Here is a 17,408-nt window from a genome sequence, read left to right on the forward strand (position 1 = left end):
GGACGGGTTGCTCAAATTTTGAGCTCATGTCGTTTTCCCCGCGATTGAAAGTGGGGAATCCGTCTGGCACGGGCTTTGCTTTCTGTCTTGTATGCAAGATTTACATACCAGGCAGGATCGTCAGATAAACATTGAAGAGGCCATCGTATCCGGCATTTTGTCGGCGCGTATCCGGCCGGGCACACGGCTCAGCGAAAACCAGCTTGCCGGTCTTTTCTCCGTATCGCGCACCCGGGTACGCGAGGCGATGATGCGGCTGGAAACCCGGGGAATCGTGCACGTTAGTGCGAGGCGGGGCTGGTTCGTGGTCGAGCCGTCTGCCGAGGAGGCGATGACAATCTATGAAGCGCGCCGGATCATCGAATCCGGGTTAGTGCGCAGTATGCGGACCCTTACCGAAGAAGGGCGTGGCGTTCTCCTGGCGCATCTCCAGCAAGAGAAAGTCGCCATAGCCGCGGGCGACCGGCAGCGCCTGACCTGCCTCATGGGCGATTTTCACATCAGGATCGCCGAGCTTTGCGGCAATGCCGTCCTCGTTGAACTGCTGCGCGACCTGACGGCCCGCACGATCCTCATTTCCATGCTTTACCAGTCGGAATTCCATGCGCTGCAGTCGCATCAGGGACATTGCCGGATATTCGAGGCGATGGCAGCCGGCGATTTCGCGAGGGCGGCGGAGCTTTCAATCGAACATCTGGACGAAGTGGAAACCGGCCTCGATCTCACCCGGCGACCTGACCCGCTCGCCGGTCTTCGCCACTCGCTCGCCCTTCCGGAACATAACCGCGGCGATACCGACAAAAAAACCGAGCAACAGAACCAGCACAAGGAGAATGACCCATGATATTCAGATGGACCTTCATCGCCGCCGCCGCCATGGCTGCCGCCTTCGGACTTTCCGCGCCCGCAAAGGCGGACGCCCTTGCCGACATTGCCGCACGCGGCACGCTGCGCGTCGCCGTGCCGCAGGATTTTCCACCCTTTGGCAGTGTCGGGCCCGACATGACCCCGCAGGGTTATGACATCGACGTCGCGAAGCTGATCGCCGACAAGCTGGGCGTGAAGGTGGAGCTGGTGCCAGTCACCAGCGCCAACCGCGTTCCCTATCTGCAGACCAACAAGGTCGATCTGGTGATCTCCAGCCTCGGCAAGAACGCCGAACGCGAGAAGGTCATCGATTTTTCGACCGCCTATGCTCCTTTTTTCAACGGCGTATTCGGTCCGCAGGACGTTTCCCTCTCCAAAGCCGAGGACCTGAAGGGCAAGACCGTTGCCGTGACGCGCGGTTCTGTCGAAGACCTCGAGCTGACGAAGGTTGCGCCCGCTGACGCCACCATCAAGCGCTATGAGGACAATAACGGCACCATCTCTGCCTTCCTGTCCGGTCAGGCGGAGGTTGTCGCAACCGGCAATGTGGTCGCCGCCGCCATTCTGGCGAAGAACCCGCCGAAGCGGCCGGAAATGAAATTCCTGATCAAGAATTCGCCCTGCTACATCGGCCTCAACAAAAATGAGACGGCCCTGCTGGAAAAGGTCAATGCGACTATCGCCGCGGCCAAGGCGGACGGTTCGCTGAATGCCATCGCCACCAAATGGCTCGGGCAGGATCTGCCGGCCGATCTCTGATCGTCACATATCCCCGTCGTCCCGGTTCCCCGGGACGGCTTTCTCACCACCGGCGCAAGGGGACCTTTCTTGAGCTATCAATTTGATTTCCTGTGGCTCGGCGAATATTGGCCGCAGATTGCCAAGGGTATTGCCATCACCAGCCAGCTGACGCTGGTGGGCGGCGTTATCGGCGTGTCGCTCGGCACCGCCTGCGCCTGGGCCCGTGCGCTTGGCCCCTCCTGGCTAAGGCCCATCGTCGGCGGTTACGTCGAACTCATCCGCAATACGCCTTTCCTCATCCAGCTGTTTTTTATCTTTTTCGGCCTGCCGTCGCTTGGTTTCAAGCTTTCGGAGCTGACCGCCGCCAATCTGGCGATGATCGTCAATCTCGGCGCCTATAGCTGCGAGATCATTCGCGCCGGCATCCAGGCAACACCGAAAGGCCAGTTCGAGGCGGGGGCAAGCCTTGCGATGACGCGCTTCGAAACCTTCCGCCACGTGGTGCTCCGGCCATCGCTGCAGCGCATCTGGCCAGCGCTCACGTCGCAGGTTGTCATCGTCATGCTCGGCTCGGCGGTTGTCTCGCAGATCGCGGTGGAAGACCTGACGTTTGCGGCCAACTTCATCCAGTCGCGAACCTTCCGCGCCTTCGAGGCCTATATTGTTTCGACGGTGATCTACCTGCTGCTCGCGATCCTGCTGCGGCAGGGCATGCTGGCGCTGGGCGGCCTCCTTTTTCCGCGGAGGCTGGCGCGATGATGGAATTCACCTTCTGGGATATTCTGCGCAACCTGTTGCTTGCCACGCGCTGGACGCTGCTGCTGTCGCTGGTTTCCTTCGCTGGCGGAGGCCTGGTCGGCCTCGCGCTTCTGTGGCTGCGCATCAGTCCGCGTCCGGCCTTGGGCCGTCTTGCCCGCATCTATATCGAAGTCTTTCAGGGCACGCCGCTCCTGATGCAGCTTTTCATCGCCTTTTTCGGCCTCGGCCTCTTCGGAATCGATGTTCCAGCCTGGCTTGCCGCAGGCGTGGCGCTCATCCTGTGGACTGCTGCGTTTCTGGCGGAAATCTGGCGCGGCTGTGTAGAGTCGATCGCAAAGGGGCAATGGGAAGCCTCGGCAAGCCTTGCCATGGGCCGAATGCAGCAGATGCGTTACGTCATCCTGCCCCAGGCGATGAAGATCGCCATTCCACCGACAGTCGGTTTTTCCGTCCAGGTCATCAAAGGCACCGCGCTCACCTCCATTATCGGTTTCGTCGAACTGTCCAAGGCCGGCACGATCGTCACCAACGCGACCCTCCAGCCTTTCACGGTATACGGGCTGGTGGCGCTCATCTATTTCGCCCTCTGCTGGCCGCTGTCGAAATCCAGCCAGTTTCTCGAAAGGAAGCTCAATGTCGCTCATCGAAATCACTGAAGTCCACAAGAGCTTTGGCGACAACGAGGTGCTGAAGGGCATCAACCTGGATGTCGAGCCCGGAGAGGTGATCGCGATCATCGGGAAAAGCGGTTCGGGAAAATCGACGCTGCTACGCTGTATCAATGGTCTTGAGACAATCAGCAGCGGCTCCATTCAGGTGGCGGGCGCCCAGCTGCTTGATGACGAGCTGCATCTGAAGGCCCTCAGATTAAAGGTGGGCATGATTTTCCAGCAGTTCAATCTCTTCCCGCATCTGACTGCCGGTGGCAATGTGATGCTGTCGCAGATGGTGGTGAAGAAGCTGGCGGCGCCCGAGGCGGAGGCGATGGCGCGCAGGATGCTGGAGCGTGTCGGTCTGGCGCACAAGTTCGACGCTTATCCGGACCAGCTCTCCGGCGGTCAGCAGCAGCGTGTGGCCATCGCCCGCGCGCTTGCCATGCAGCCCATCGCGCTTCTGTGTGATGAAATCACGTCCGCGCTTGACCCGGAACTGGTGTCGGAGGTGCTCGCTGTCGTGCGTGAGCTTGCCAGGGAGGGCATGACACTTTTGATGGTGACGCATGAAATGAAGTTCGCCCGTGACGTCTGCTCGCGCGTCGTCTTCATGCATCAGGGAAGGGTACACGAGATCGGCCCGCCGGAAGAAGTTTTCGCTAACCCCCGCACACCGGAACTCAGGCAGTTCCTCGGTGTGCTCTAACATTCCATGGCTGCGCACGCCCGCAGAACGGCGTGCGCAGTGGCCCGTGCGCCGCAGGCTTCGCGCTGCGACTTGCGCGTTCATGCGCCATGTGAACCAGCGACGCGTAATCAATTAGTCGCCAAGATTGCATACAATTTTTCCATCGCATCGAAAACAATCGCTGTAAATTTGGGCACTCTTCCCGCTCGGTGTTTCTCTCCTTCGAAAATATCCTTTTGCATCAATGAGAAAGCCGATTGGCACGCCTCCTGCATGGATAGAAGTGTCGCAGGAGAGTGTTTATGAGCAAAGCCGCCGCAATTGACATCGCTGCCGTATCCAAGATTTACGGCAACACCACCGCCGTGCATGCGATAAGCCTGAAGATACCGGCCGGGAGCTACTGCTGCCTGCTCGGCCCGTCGGGCTGCGGCAAGACCTCGACGCTCAGGATGATCGCTGGTCACGAGAGCATTTCCAGCGGCGATGTCAGGCTTGGCAACACCGTCGTGACCGATCTGCCGCCCGCCCGGCGCGGCACTGCGATGATGTTCCAGTCCTATGCGCTGTTTCCGCATCTCGATCTCGTCGACAATGTCGCCTTCAGCCTCAAGATGAAGGGTGTGGACAGGGAGACCCGGCGCACAAAGGCGCTGGACATGCTGCGCCTGATGCAGCTCGAGCCTTATGCCGGCCGCCGCCCGGCCCAGCTTTCCGGCGGACAGCAGCAGCGTGTGGCGCTGGCGCGCGCGCTCATTACCGATCCCGAGGCGCTGTTGCTGGACGAGCCGCTTTCGGCGCTCGATCCCTTCCTCAAGATCCGCATGCGCGCAGAGCTGAAGAAGCTGCAGACTTCACTCGGCATCACCTTCGTCCACGTCACCCACAGTCAGGAAGAGGCGATGGCACTGGCCGATATCATCGTCGTCATGAATGACGGCCGCATCGAGCAGGCCGCGACCCCGCGTGAGGTTTTCGAGCGACCGGCGACCGCTTTCGTCGCCCGTTTCATGGGCGATCACAATATCATTTCCGGACGATTCAGGGAAAGGTCCGGCGAGCTGGTGACGCTTGAAGTCGCAGGCGGCGGCACATTTACCGCGACAGGCGCGGCGCCGGATGACGGGGCGGTCGATATCGCCGTTCGCACCGATCGGGTGCGTGTGGGTGAGACCGATCAACCCGGTCTCGGTTTCACGGGCATCGTCTCCAATGTCGAGTATCGCGGCGCCACCGTGAAGATCGCCGTGACCGGCGCCGGCATGGAGGATTTCAACGTCATCCTCAGCGACGCCGCCTTTTTCGAAAACCCGGTCAGGACCGGCGACGCCATACCGCTTTCATGGAATGCGGCCGATGCCATCGTGCTCGGCCGGGTAGAGAAGTGACCCCAAAAATAACCAGAGGAGAACTTTGCAATGACCGATACCACCAGCAGCAAGAAGGGCCTGTCCCGCCGCGGCCTCCTGAAAGCGGGCGCGGCTGCCACGGGTGCGGCGATCGGCTCCGGCCTCATCACCGGCTTCCCGACCATCTGGGCGCAGAACCCCATCACCATCCGCCAGTTCGGCACCGGCGTCTCCAACCTCAACGCCATTGCCGAAAAGTGCAAGGCGGACCTCGGCATCACGCTTGAGATGACGGCGACGGATTCCGACGCCGCTGCCCAGCGCGCCGTCACCCAGCCGAACTCCTACGATATCGCCGATATCGAATACTGGATCCTGAAGAAGGTCTATCCGGCCGGCGTCATCCAGCCGATGGAAATCAAGAAGCTCAAATATTACGACAAGATCGTGCCGCTGTTCAAAAACGGCAAGCTGAAGCCTGACAGCGTGGTCGCGCAGGGCACTGCGCCGCACACTGTCGGTTACGTCGAGAAGCCCGGCGACAAGACATTTGCCAAGGGTGAGACCGATTATTTCACCATGGTTCCGACCATCTACAATGCCGATACGCTCGGCATCCGCCCCGATCTCGTCGGCCGCGATATCACCAGCTGGGCCGATATCATGGACCCCAAGTTCAAGGGCAAGACCTCCATCCTCAACATCCCGTCCATCGGCATCATGGACGCGGCGATGATCATGGAAGCCATGGGCAACATCAAATATGCCGACAAGGGCAACATGACGAAGGCGGAAATCGACAAGACCATCGATTTCCTCATCAAGGCCAAGAAGGACGGCCAGTTCCGCGCCTTCTGGAAGAGCTTCGACGAAAGCGTCAACCTCATGGCCTCGGGCGAAGTCATCATCCAGTCCATGTGGTCACCGGCCGTTGCCGCGGTCCGCTCGAAGGGCATCGCCTGCAAATATCAGCCGCTGAAGGAAGGCTATCGCTCCTGGGGCGGCGGTCTCGGTCTCGCCAAGCATCTGTCCGGTGCAAAGCTCGATGCAGCCTATGAATATATCAACTGGTACACCTCGGGCTGGGTCGGCGCCTACCTCAACCGTCAGGGTTATTACTCCGCCGCCATGGAAACGGCGAAGGAGCACATGACCGCCGACGAGTGGGGTTACTGGGTCGAGGGCAAGGCGGCTCAGGGCGATATCATCGCGCCAGACGGCAAGGTCATGGAAAAGGCCGGTGCCGTGCGCGATGGCGGTTCCTTCGAGGAGCGCATGGGCAAGGTGGCGTGCTGGAACTCGGTCATGGACGAAGACCGCTACATGGTTCGCCGCTGGAACGAGTTCATCGCGGCGTGATGCTTTCAGGACGACCGGCGGCAAGTGCCGCTGGTCAATTGCGACAGGCACCCACCTCTCGACGTCATCCTCGGGTCAAGCCGAGGATGACGTCGAGGGTGTGGCGGACCTTCCAACGTGCCCGCTGGCGGCAATGCCGCCGGCACTTCTGCAAATCCACAGAAAGGCTCCCCATGGTGACGGTCAGACTCATCGGCGTCAGCGACAAGAAGGACAGACCGCCCCGCAGCTTCGCGCTGCCGCAAAAACTCGTCTCCTATGTGCAGGCTGCCCCGCTTTTCCTGATCCTCGGCTTTTTCCTGGCTCTGCCGATCCTCATGATCGCCGTCGTCAGCTTCTGGGATTACGATTTTGCCCAGATGTATCCTGATTTCGTAACCTTCAATTACAGCGAGACACTGGGATCGTGGGTCACCTGGCAGACCTATCTAAATACGCTGAAATATGCAGCGATGGTCTGGGCCATCACGCTGTTCTGCGGTTTCTGGGTGGCTTATTTCCTCGCCTTTCACATCCGCACCACCACCATGCAGATGGTGCTGTTCCTTGTCTGCACCGTGCCTTTCCTGACGTCCAACATCATCCGCATGATTTCGTGGATACCCGTTCTGGGGCGAAACGGTCTCGTCAACAGCGCGCTGGTCGGCACCGGCATCATCCCCGAGCCGATCGAATGGCTGCTCTATTCCGATTTCGCCGTGGTGCTGGCCATGGTGCATCTCTATACGCTGTTCATGGTCACGCCGATCTTCAACACGCTGATGCGCATCGACAAATCCTTGATCGAAGCGGCGCGCGACGCTGGCGCGACCGGCTGGCAGACGCTCACCAATGTCATCATTCCGCTCGCAAAACCCGGCATGGCGATCGGTAGCATCTTCGTTGTCACGCTGGTCATGGCCGATTTTTCCACGGTTCAGGTCATGTCGGGCGGCCAGAGCGCCTCGGTGGCGCTGATGATGAAGAACCAGATGTCGCTGCTGCAATATCCGGCCGCTGCCGCCAATGCCGTCATCCTGCTCGTCCTCGTTCTTCTGATGGTCGCCGGCATCCTGCGCATCGTCGATATCCGCAAGGAGCTTTGATTATGCACCGGGAAAAACGCGGCCGCGAATTCTATATCCTCGCTTTCTTTTTCGCCCTCTTCGTGCTGTTTCTTTACGGCCCGTTGTCGGCCATTCTCATCCTCGCCTTCCAGGGGCCGAACGGAGGCCTGACGTTCCCGCTGAACGGCGTCTCGCTGCACTGGTTCGGCAATCTCTTCGAACAGCAGGCAGTCGGCGATTTCGGCGGATCGTTCCGCCGTTCCTTCGCTCTCGGCGTGATGGTCATGGTCGTAACCGTGCTCGTCTCTTTGCTGGCAGGCCTGGCCTTCCGTCGCAGATTCATCGGCGCGACGCCGCTGTTTTATCTGTCGGTCGCCAGCCTGGTGGTGCCTTCCATCATCATATCCCTTGGCATTGGTGTTTTGTTTCAGCAGCTTGGGCTTGAACCTTCATGGTATACATCAGCTTTTGGCGCGCATCTGACCTGGACGTTGCCCTTCGGCGTTCTCATCATGCTCGCCGTCTTCAACCGGTTTTCGCCGTCCTATGAGGAGGCGGCGCGCGATCTCGGCGCGTCCTCATGGCAGACCTTCGCCCATGTGGTGCTGCCGATGATCGCGCCGAGCCTGATCGGTGTTGGCCTCTTCGGGTTCACGCTTTCCTACGACGAGTTCGCCCGCACGCTGATGACGTCTGGCACCTACAACACGTTGCCGCTGGAAATCTACGGCATGACCACCAATGTCACGACCCCTGTGCTTTATGCGCTCGGCGCCGTTACCACCCTGTTTTCCTTCCTGGTGATTGCGGCCACGCTTGGCCTGATCGTCACCCTCAATCGACGCCATTCGCGCGGATGAAGAAACCCAAGATGCGCATTCTCGTCATCAATCCCAATACAACGCAGTCCATGACCGCGACCATCGCCGACGCCGCGACACGGGTGGCGGGCCGCGATACGGAAATCCTTGCCGTCACCTCTTCCATGGGGCCTGTCTCCATCGAAGGTTATTACGACGAGGTATTCGCGGTGCCCGGCCTTCTGCTGGAGCTTGCCAAGGCTCCGGTGCTGCGCGTCGACGCGGCGATCATCGCCTGTTTCGATGATACCGGGCTTGATGCGGCCCGGGCTCTTGCAGATATTCCCGTCATCGGCATCTGTGAGGCGGCGGTTTCCGCCACGGCCTTCATCGCGCAGAAATTCACCATCGTCACGACGATGGAACGGTCCCGGCTGCCGCTCGAACATCTCGTCCAGCGCTATGGCATGTCTTCCCGCTGCAAAGTCCGTGCCGCCGACATTCCGGTGCTATCGCTGGAAGAGGCGGGTTCGAATGCACGCGAAAGGCTGCGGGAGGAAATCTCCCTGGCGCTGAGGCAGGATCGTGCCGAGGCGATCGTGCTCGGCTGCGCCGGCATGGCCGACCTGACGGCGGAACTCCGCGCTGAATTCGGCGTCCCTGTCATTGACGGCGTCGCAGCAGCCGTCAAACAGGCGGAAGCACTGGTATCCATGGGGCTCTCCACCGCCAAGCGCGGCGCTTATGCCACGCCGGTCGCCAAGCCCTATCGCGGATTGCTGGACATGTTTCAGCCGGGCAGGAGCGGCGGGATGCCGGAGGGCGGCTGAGACGTTTCCCGGTCCGGTTCACACGGTGCTGATTTCGCAAGGCCCTTCATATCCCTGTCGTAATAGTGTCTGATACCCTCGGCGTTTCAGTGCGGACGATGTGTATGCGCAGCCGTCATACGCTTAGGGAGCTATCGTTGAATTCCTCGACACCCACGATTTCGAACGACACCGCGCGTCACAAAATCGGAACGCCCGGCGAAGTTTTCGCGGCCTTTCTGAAGCTCGGGGTCACGTCCTTTGGCGGCCCCATCGCTCATCTCGGTTATTTTCGCGATGAGCTGGTCGTCCGGCGCAAATGGGTCGATGAAGCCGGTTATGCGGACCTCGTGGCGCTCTGCCAGTTTCTGCCCGGTCCCGCTTCCAGCCAGGTGGGCTTTGCGCTCGGGCTGCTGAGGGCAGGGCCGCTCGGGGCGGTGGCCGCCTGGACGGCGTTTACGCTGCCATCTGCCATTCTTCTCGTCGCTTTCGCAATGGTCGCCGCATCCATCGAAGGGCCCGTCGGCACCGGACTGCTGCATGGATTGAAGATCGTCGCTGTTGCCGTGGTCGCCCAGGCGGTATGGGGAATGGCAAAAAGCCTCGCACCGGATCGTGAGCGCGCGACCATCGCGATGGCCGCCATCGTCTGTGTCGTGTTCATCGCCGGCGCTTTCGGGCAAATCCTGGCGCTTTGCGCCGGAGCGCTCGCCGGGCTCGTCTTCTGCCGCGCCGCCTCGGCGGGGGCGACCAGCCATCTTGCCTTCCGCGTGTCGAAACGCGTGGGATATGTTTCGCTTGCGGCTTTTGCCCTTCTTCTCGTTCTGCTGCCGGTTCTTGCGGCGGGCGCGGCCTGGCAGGGGCTCTCCTTGTTTGACGCCTTCTATCGGGCCGGCGCGCTGGTCTTCGGCGGCGGCCACGTGGTGTTGCCTCTTCTGCAATCCGAAGTCGTCGCCTCGGGCTGGGTCACCAGGGATGCCTTCATTGCCGGCTATGGCGCAACGCAGGCCGTGCCCGGTCCGCTCTTCACTTTTTCTGCTTATCTCGGCGCGGTGGCGGGCCCTCAGCCGAACGGCGTGGCGGGCGCAGCCATCGCTCTCGTCGCCATCTTCCTGCCCGGCATGTTGCTTCTCGTCGGCGCACTTCCTTTCTGGGAGGGTTTTCGCCGGCATCCTCTGGCGCAGGCGGCCATGCGCGGCGCCAATGCCGCGGTGGTCGGCATATTGGGCGCGGCGCTTTATGATCCCGTCTGGACCAGCGCCGTCTTCACCCCCAGGGATTTTGCACTGGCGCTTGCGGGTTTCATCCTGCTGACGGTCTGGAAAGCGCCGCCATGGGTCATCGTTCTTCTTTGCGCGGCCGGCGGCGTGGCGCTCGCCCTCGTGTAAAGGCTTCAGGCAGTGCCGATGCTGTCGAACAGCCAGTCGGAAAAGACCTGCATGGCTGGGGTCGGCGGTTTCGATTGCAGCCGGGTCAACCAATAGCTTCCGAGCGATATGGTGACGGGAAAAGGTTGGACGACCGCTCCGGAAGCCAGATGCCGTGAAAACATCGACGGCGGCGCCAGCGCGACACCGAGCCCTTGCAGGGCGGCCTCCATCATCCCGAGCGACGTGTCGAAGACAATGCCGGCATTGACCTGTGCGGCCGGCGTGACGCCCGCCGCCGCAAACCAGCTGCTCCATTCATCGGCGCGGTAACTGCGCAGCAATGTCGCTTCCATCAGGTCGGCCGGCGCTTTCAGCGTTTCCGCCAGTTTCAGCGTGCACAGCGGCGAAAGCGGCGCGTCAAAGAGACGAAACGCATCCGTGCCGTGCCACGAGCCCTGACCGAAACGAATGGCGAAATCCAGCCCCTCTGCCGCCATATCCACCCGGTTGTTGTTGGTGGAAACCCTGACGTCAATAAAGGGGTGGCGCTTCTGAAACGCCTGCAGGCGCGGCAGCAGCCAGCCGACCGCGAAGGTGCCGACAACGCCGAGAAACAGCAGTTCGCGCACCTGCCCGGCCTCGATGCGGTCAAGCGTCGTTGCCATCTGGTCGAAGGAACTGGTCACCGTCGGCAGCAGGGCTTCGCCTTCCGCAGTTATCTTCAGGCCGCGCGGGAGACGTTGAAAAAGCGCGACGCCCAGCCGCTTTTCCAGTCCCTTGACCTGCTGGCTCACAGCCGCCTGCGTCACGCATAGTTCGATCGCCGCGCGGGTAAAGCTCAGATGCCGCGCGGAAGCTTCGAACGCGCGCAAACCGTTCAGGGGAAGAAATTGACGGACCATTCGAGACCTAGTTTTTCTTGTGTCTCCTCCGAGATATCATGATTTGTTCGTGCAATGTAGGGCGGCTAAACGTCTTTCGCGCTGGCTGGGGAAACGCCTGATATCCACCTGAGGTTTTGGAGACGCGACAGATGAATTTTCACCGCAGACATATCGTATGGACGGCCATGCTTTCGGCGATCCTCCTCACGCCGGCTGTGGCCGACGACGAGGCGAGGCTGAAGGCGATAACGGATGCGGCGATCAAGCCAATCATGGAAAAGAATGGCATACCCGGGCTTGCGGTCGGCATCAGCGTCGATGGAGAGAGTTACATCTTCACTTACGGCGCGATGTCAAAAAGCACCGGCCAGCCGGTGACGGCTGAAACGCTGTTCGAACTTGGCTCCATCAGCAAGACATTCACGGCTACCCTTGCGACCTACGCCGAGGCGAACGGGCATTTGTCGCTGTCCGGCAGGGTCAAGGATTATCTTCCGGGCATGAAGGGCACCGCTTTCGGTGACGTTACATTGACGCATCTCGGCACCCACACCGCAGGCGGCTTTCCGCTACAGGTGCCTGACAATGTCAAAACGGAAACGCAGCTGCTGGCTTATCTCAAGAGCTGGAAGCCTTCTTACGGTGCCGGAACGCACAGGACCTACGCCAATCCCAGCATCGGCATGCTCGGCTACATCACGGCAAAGGCGATGGGGCAGGGCTACGCCGCCGCCATGCAGGACACGCTCTTTCCCGCGCTCGGCCTGAAGGACACGTTCACGGTCGTTCCCCAGGCGAAGTTGGCCAATTATGCACAGGGCTACACGCGAAACGACGAGCCGGCCCGCCTGACGCCGGGCATTCTCTCTTCGGAAGCCTATGGCGTCAGATCGACGGCGACAGACATGATCCGCTTCGTCAACGCGAATCTGGGGCTTGAAAAGCTGGACGGCAAGATCCGGCAGGCGATCGCAAGCACCCATACCGGTTATTTCACGGTCGGCGCCATGACGCAGGATCTCGTCTGGGAGCAATATGCCCGGCCTGTCGCCTTGAAGACGCTTGTCCAGTCCAATTCCGGCGCTCTTCTCAAGACCGTTCCGGTGCAGGAAATCGCGCCGCCCCTGAAGCCCGGACAGGATGTCTTCATCAACAAGACGGGTTCCACCAATGGTTTTGGCGCCTATGTCGCCTTCATCCCTCAACGGAAACTCGGCATCGTCATACTGGCCAACAAAAACTATCCCAATGAGGATCGTGTCACGGCGGCCGTTGAGATTTTGACGGCTGTCGACAAGGTGGACTGATATCCGCTCGATGCTTCCTTGCCGTGCCGGCGCGGGGCGCACTCCCGCCGGCGCCAAACGCATTTCGATCCCGCCGCCCGGATGACAGCGAGAACCAATCGCGCTACCGGAGAAAAGATACGCCGGCCACCGATTCGATCTCGGCCGACCGCGCTTATCATCAAAAGGCAACTCTTTTTGCGCGGCTGCGATCTGCGACGGAAAAGCCGTCAGTCTCGCGCCGGGCGGTTCGTGGGGGACGACGATGAGCGACACGGGTGGTTATTTTCCTCGCTGGCGATTGAAAACCGAAGGGCGCATCATGCCGGATGAGCGATTGCCCGCCGGGCAGACCGCGGTGCTCGGTTTGCAGCACGTCGTGGCCATGTTCGGCTCCACGGTTCTCGCGCCGCTGATCATGGGCTTCGATCCGAATGTATCGATCCTGTTTTCCGGTATTTCCACGCTGATCTTCTTCATTGCTGTTGGCGGTCGCGTGCCGAGCTATCTTGGTTCATCCTTCGCCTTCATCGGCCCCGTTCTGGTGGCGACCGGGGCGGCGGCGGGCGCGGCAAGCCCGAATATCGCGCTTGCGCTCGGCGGCATCATCGCTGCGGGCGTGCTTTATGCACTGATTGGCGTGATTGTCATGATTGCCGGTCATAACTGGATCGAGCGGCTGATGCCGCCGGTCCTGACGGGGGCCATCGTCGCCGCCATCGGCCTCGTGCTCGCGCCCATCGCGATAGCCAGCGCCTCCGGCTCCGGCCCTGGCAATCCCGATGGCGACCAGCTGTCGCGATGGATTGCCATTCTGACGGTCACCTCGGTCGGTGCGATTGCCGTCTATGCGCCCGGAATGGCGCGGCGCTTGCCGATCCTCATCGGCGGCGCGATCGCCTATCTCGCCTATCTCGTGGTGGCGAACGGTCTCAGCCTCGGCAAACCGGTTGATTTTTCAGGCGTCGCCGCCGCAGCCTGGTTCGGATTGCCATCCTTCACCACGCCGGTCTTTTCCGCATCGGCAATCGCACTGATAGCTCCGGTCGTCGTCATCCTCGTGGCGGAAAATCTCGGGCACATCAAGGCTATCGGCGCGATGACCGGCAGGAACCTCGATCCCTACCTCGGTCGGGCCTTTATCGGCGACGGCATCGCGACCATCTTCTCCGGCGCCTTCGGCGGAACCGGCATGACCACCTATGCAGAGAACATGGGCGTCATGGCGATAACCCGCATCTTCTCGACGCTCGTTTTCATTGTCGCGGCTTTGGTGGCCATCCTCCTCGGCTTTTCGCCGAAGTTTGGAGCGCTGATACAGACGATACCCGGGCCGGTCATCGGCGGCCTGTCCGTCGTCGTCTTCGGCCTCATCGCGGCAACCGCCGGGCGCATTTGGGTGGAAAACAAGGTCGACTTTTCCGAGCCACGCAACCTCATCACGGTGGGTATCGCCCTTGTTCTGGGGGCAGGAAATTTCAAGCTGAATGTGGGCGGATTCACGCTTGATGGCATCGGCACGGCCACAATCGGCGCCATCGCCTTTTATCATCTGCTCGGCCTCGGCAAGCCGGCGCAGGGACGATAAGGCGGGGAGTGCCGGCGCGGCCTGGCGGCGAAGATGTGGGATGGGCGAAATATCGCGCATCCCCGCGCTTACAGGCATGCGACATCTTGTCAGCGGCCCCCGGTTGGCGTAGTCGAAACCGACAGAAACCCGGGGGCGACCAGCACTACCGTTTGGTGGCGCTGTGTTCGGCTCCATAGACATCATGACGTTGGGATTGCGATGAACCTTTACTTGGATTACCTGGCTGAAATCAAAAGCAGAGAACCACAGGGACTTGCGCCCAAGCCGATCGATGACGGTGCCTTGACCGCCGAAATCATCGAACTGATCAAGGATGCAGGCAGCGAACACCGCGCCGATGCCCTGAAGTTTTTCATTTATAACACATTGCCGGGAACCACGAGCGCCGCCGGTGTGAAGGCTGCGTTTCTGAAGCAGATCATCCTCGGCGACGTCATCGTCCCCGAGATTACCCCGACCTTCGCGCTGGAACTGCTGTCGCACATGAAGGGCGGCCCGTCGATCAAGGTGCTGCTCGACATCGCGCTCGGCAACGATGCCGCAATCGCCACCAAGGCGGGTGAAGTGCTGAAGACCCAGGTCTTCCTTTACGATGCCGACATGTTCCGCCTGCGGGATGCCTACAAGGCCGGCAACGCGATTGCGCGGGACGTGCTTGAAAGCTACGCCAGGGCCGAGTTCTTCACCAAGCTTCCCGACGTCGAGGACGAGATCAAGGTCGTCACCTTCATCGCTGCCGAAGGCGATATTTCGACCGACCTCCTGTCGCCGGGCAATCAGGCGCATTCGCGCTCCGACCGCCAGCTGCACGGCCAGTGTATGATCTCGCCGGAAGCGCAGGCGCAAATCGTCGCGTTGCAAAAGCAGCACCCCGACAAGCGGGTGATGATGATCGCCGAAAAGGGCACGATGGGCGTTGGCTCCTCGCGCATGTCGGGCGTCAATAACGTGGCGCTGTGGACCGGCAAGCAGGCCAGCCCCTACGTGCCCTTCGTCAACTATGCCCCCATCGTTGCGGGCACCAACGGCATTTCGCCGATTTTCGCCACCACCGTCGACGTGACGGGTGGCATTGGCATCAATCTGAAGAACTGGGTGAAGAAGCTCGGCGAAGACGGCAAGCCGATCCTCAACAATGACGGCAACCCCATCCTTGAGCAGAAATATTCGGTCGAGACCGGCACGGTCCTCAAGATCGACGCCAAGAATCGCAAGCTGCGGGACGAAAACGGCACCGAGCTAGTCGATCTCGCTTCGTCCTTCACGCCCCAGAAGATGGAATTCATGAAGGCTGGGAGCTCCTATGCCATCGTCTTCGGCAAGAAGCTCCAGACTTTTGCCGCTGAAACGCTCGGTGTCGAGGCGACCCCTGTCTTTGCACCGAACAAGGAAATTTCGATCGAAGGCCAGGGCCTTACCGCCGTCGAGAAGATCTTCAACCGCAACGCCGTTGGCGTGACGCCTGGCAAGGTGCTGCACGCCGGCTCCGACGTTCGCGTCAAGGTCAACATCGTCGGTTCGCAGGATACGACCGGCCTGATGACCGCGCAGGAACTGGAAGCGATGGCGGCCACCGTCATTTCGCCGCTGGTGGACGGCGCCTATCAGTCCGGCTGCCACACGGCGTCCGTCTGGGACAAAAAGGCTCAGGCCAACACGCCGAAGCTCATGGCCTTCATGCACAATTTCGGCGTCATCACCGGCCGTGATCCGAAGGGCGTCTATCACTCCATGACGGACGTGATCCACAAGGTGCTGAACGACATCACCGTTGATGACCGGGCAATCATCATCGGCGGCGACAGCCACACCCGCATGTCCAAGGGCGTCGCCTTCGGTGCGGACTCCGGCACCGTCGCGCTGGCGCTCGCCACGGGCGAGGCGACCATGCCGATCCCGCAATCGGTCAAGGTCACTTTCAAGGGAACGATGCAGCCCTACATGGACTTCCGCGACGTGGTGCACGCGACGCAGGCGCAGATGCTGCAGCAGCACGGCGACAACGTGTTCCAGGGCCGTATCATCGAAGTCCATCTCGGAACACTGCTTGCCGACCAGGCTTTCACCTTCACCGACTGGACGGCCGAGATGAAGGCCAAGGCGTCGATCTGCATTTCCGAAGACGAAACGCTGATCGAGTCGCTGGAGATCGCCAAGTCGCGCATCCAGATCATGATCGACAAGGGCATGGACAACGCCGCACAGACGCTTAAAGGCCTGATTGCGAAGGCGGATCAGCGCATTGCGGAAATCCGTTCCGGTGAAGTTCCAGCATTGAAGCCTGACGCGAATGCGAAATATTTCGCTGAAGTCGTCGTCGATCTCGATGTCATCAACGAACCGATGATCGCCGACCCGGACGTCAACAACAACGACGTTTCGAGACGCTACACGCACGATACGATCCGTCCGGTTTCCTATTATGGCGCTACCAAGAAGGTCGATCTCGGCTTCGTCGGCTCGTGCATGGTGCATAAGGGCGACGTGAAGATCGTCGCGCAGATGCTGCGCAACATCGAAAAGACCGAAGGCAAGGTCGAATTCAAGGCTCCGCTCGTCGTTGCCGCGCCGACCTACAACATCATCGATGAGCTGAAGGCGGAAGGGGATTGGGAAATCCTCCAGAAATATTCCGGCTTCGAATTCGATGACATCAACCCGAAGACAACGAACCGGACCGAATACGAAAACATCCTCTATCTGGAACGCCCGGGCTGCAACCTGTGCATGGGCAACCAGGAAAAGGCAGCCAAGGGTGACACGGTTCTGGCAACTTCGACGCGTCTCTTCCAGGGCCGTGTCGTTGAAGACAGTGCCGAAAAGAAGGGTGAATCGCTTCTGGCCTCGACACCGGTCGTGGTGCTGTCCGCCATTCTCGGCCGTACGCCGAGCATCGAGGAGTATCGTTCCGCCGTCGAGGGCATCGATCTGACGAAGTTCGCTCCGCCGAAGACGACGCCGATCGATTCCCAGTCGGTGCATTATTAATCCGCAATACCGCCTGCATCTGGATGCGGGAGGGTGCGGTGAATGAAAGAGGGGCGGCGGGGAGATATTCCCGCTGCCCTTTTTGTATTGGCCCTTGTCGCTGGCCCGCCGGGCCTTGAGCTTTGTCAAGACAATAGCCGTTTGCGGCATGCCGAATTGTCAGCACTTGCATGGCAAGGGTAACACTTCGTTTAGTTGTTTTGTGAAATCTAAAATAC

Annotated in this window: 15 protein-coding genes; 14 read left to right on the forward strand and 1 reads right to left on the reverse strand. The window is 60.5% G+C overall.

Translation table 11 applies throughout. From position 1 onward, the window contains the following. Positions 1-91 precede the first annotated feature (91 nt). From WA845_RS12740 to chrA, 11 genes are all read left to right on the forward strand, one after another. On the forward strand, positions 92-844 hold the full coding sequence (locus WA845_RS12740; RefSeq protein ID WP_337322354.1) for a GntR family transcriptional regulator: 753 nt from the start codon (positions 92-94) through the stop codon (positions 842-844). Further along, positions 841-1,626 (forward strand): transporter substrate-binding domain-containing protein, encoded by a 786-nt coding sequence (locus WA845_RS12745; RefSeq protein WP_337322355.1) that lies wholly within the window; start codon positions 841-843, stop codon positions 1,624-1,626. The genes WA845_RS12740 and WA845_RS12745 overlap by 4 nt, the downstream gene beginning before the upstream one ends. Before the next feature lie 69 nt (positions 1,627-1,695). After that, positions 1,696-2,367: an amino acid ABC transporter permease gene (locus WA845_RS12750; protein ID WP_113730311.1), complete on the forward strand. Its 672-nt coding sequence runs from the start codon at positions 1,696-1,698 to the stop codon at positions 2,365-2,367. Continuing rightward, the gene (locus WA845_RS12755; RefSeq protein ID WP_337322356.1) at positions 2,364-3,023 is read left to right on the forward strand and encodes an amino acid ABC transporter permease; all 660 of its coding nucleotides are present in this window, start codon (positions 2,364-2,366) and stop codon (positions 3,021-3,023) included. Before WA845_RS12750 ends, WA845_RS12755 begins: the two co-directional genes overlap by 4 nt. Next, on the forward strand, positions 3,001-3,726 hold the full coding sequence (locus tag WA845_RS12760) for an amino acid ABC transporter ATP-binding protein (RefSeq protein WP_006700492.1): 726 nt from the start codon (positions 3,001-3,003) through the stop codon (positions 3,724-3,726). Before WA845_RS12755 ends, WA845_RS12760 begins: the two co-directional genes overlap by 23 nt. Before the next feature lie 284 nt (positions 3,727-4,010). Continuing rightward, a complete protein-coding gene (locus tag WA845_RS12765; protein ID WP_337322357.1) occupies positions 4,011-5,096 on the forward strand; it encodes an ABC transporter ATP-binding protein in 1,086 nt (361 codons plus the stop codon). A 30-nt stretch (positions 5,097-5,126) separates the two neighbouring features. Continuing rightward, positions 5,127-6,416, forward strand: a complete 1,290-nt coding sequence (locus WA845_RS12770) for an ABC transporter substrate-binding protein (protein ID WP_004444880.1) — start codon at positions 5,127-5,129, stop codon at positions 6,414-6,416. A gap of 173 nt (positions 6,417-6,589) precedes the next feature. Next, entirely contained in the window at positions 6,590-7,501 is a 912-nt protein-coding gene (locus tag WA845_RS12775) for an ABC transporter permease (protein WP_004444878.1), read from the forward strand. Between the two features lie 2 nt (positions 7,502-7,503). Next, positions 7,504-8,322 (forward strand): ABC transporter permease, encoded by an 819-nt coding sequence (locus WA845_RS12780; RefSeq protein WP_006700568.1) that lies wholly within the window; start codon positions 7,504-7,506, stop codon positions 8,320-8,322. 11 nt (positions 8,323-8,333) lie between these two features. Then, positions 8,334-9,092 carry an aspartate/glutamate racemase family protein gene (locus WA845_RS12785; protein ID WP_112554201.1) on the forward strand — a complete coding sequence of 253 codons (759 nt, stop codon included), beginning with the start codon at positions 8,334-8,336 and terminating at the stop codon, positions 9,090-9,092. 137 nt (positions 9,093-9,229) lie between these two features. After that, entirely contained in the window at positions 9,230-10,459 is a 1,230-nt protein-coding gene (gene chrA / locus WA845_RS12790; protein WP_162719156.1) for a chromate efflux transporter, read from the forward strand. A gap of 5 nt (positions 10,460-10,464) precedes the next feature. Here the strand turns inward: chrA and WA845_RS12795 are convergent, their stop codons facing one another. Next, a complete protein-coding gene (locus WA845_RS12795; RefSeq protein WP_112554203.1) occupies positions 10,465-11,343 on the reverse strand; it encodes a LysR substrate-binding domain-containing protein in 879 nt (292 codons plus the stop codon). Between the two features lie 131 nt (positions 11,344-11,474). Here WA845_RS12795 and ampC point away from each other — a divergent pair, with 131 nt between their 5' ends. The 3 genes from ampC to WA845_RS12810 all read left to right on the forward strand — a co-directional run bounded on the left by ampC (position 11,475) and on the right by WA845_RS12810 (position 17,190). Beyond that, on the forward strand, positions 11,475-12,632 hold the full coding sequence (gene ampC / locus WA845_RS12800; RefSeq protein ID WP_112554205.1) for a class C beta-lactamase: 1,158 nt from the start codon (positions 11,475-11,477) through the stop codon (positions 12,630-12,632). Positions 12,633-12,876: 244 nt separating this feature from the next. Continuing rightward, complete coding sequence (locus WA845_RS12805) at positions 12,877-14,199, forward strand: solute carrier family 23 protein (protein WP_337322358.1); 1,323 nt, start codon at positions 12,877-12,879, stop codon at positions 14,197-14,199. Between the two features lie 201 nt (positions 14,200-14,400). Then, positions 14,401-17,190: a bifunctional aconitate hydratase 2/2-methylisocitrate dehydratase gene (locus tag WA845_RS12810; protein ID WP_112554208.1), complete on the forward strand. Its 2,790-nt coding sequence runs from the start codon at positions 14,401-14,403 to the stop codon at positions 17,188-17,190. The last annotated feature ends 218 nt before the right edge of the window (positions 17,191-17,408 follow it).

Origin of the sequence: Agrobacterium sp. CMT1 (assembly GCF_037203725.1) — a bacterium.
Lineage (GTDB): Bacteria > Pseudomonadota > Alphaproteobacteria > Rhizobiales > Rhizobiaceae > Agrobacterium > Agrobacterium pusense.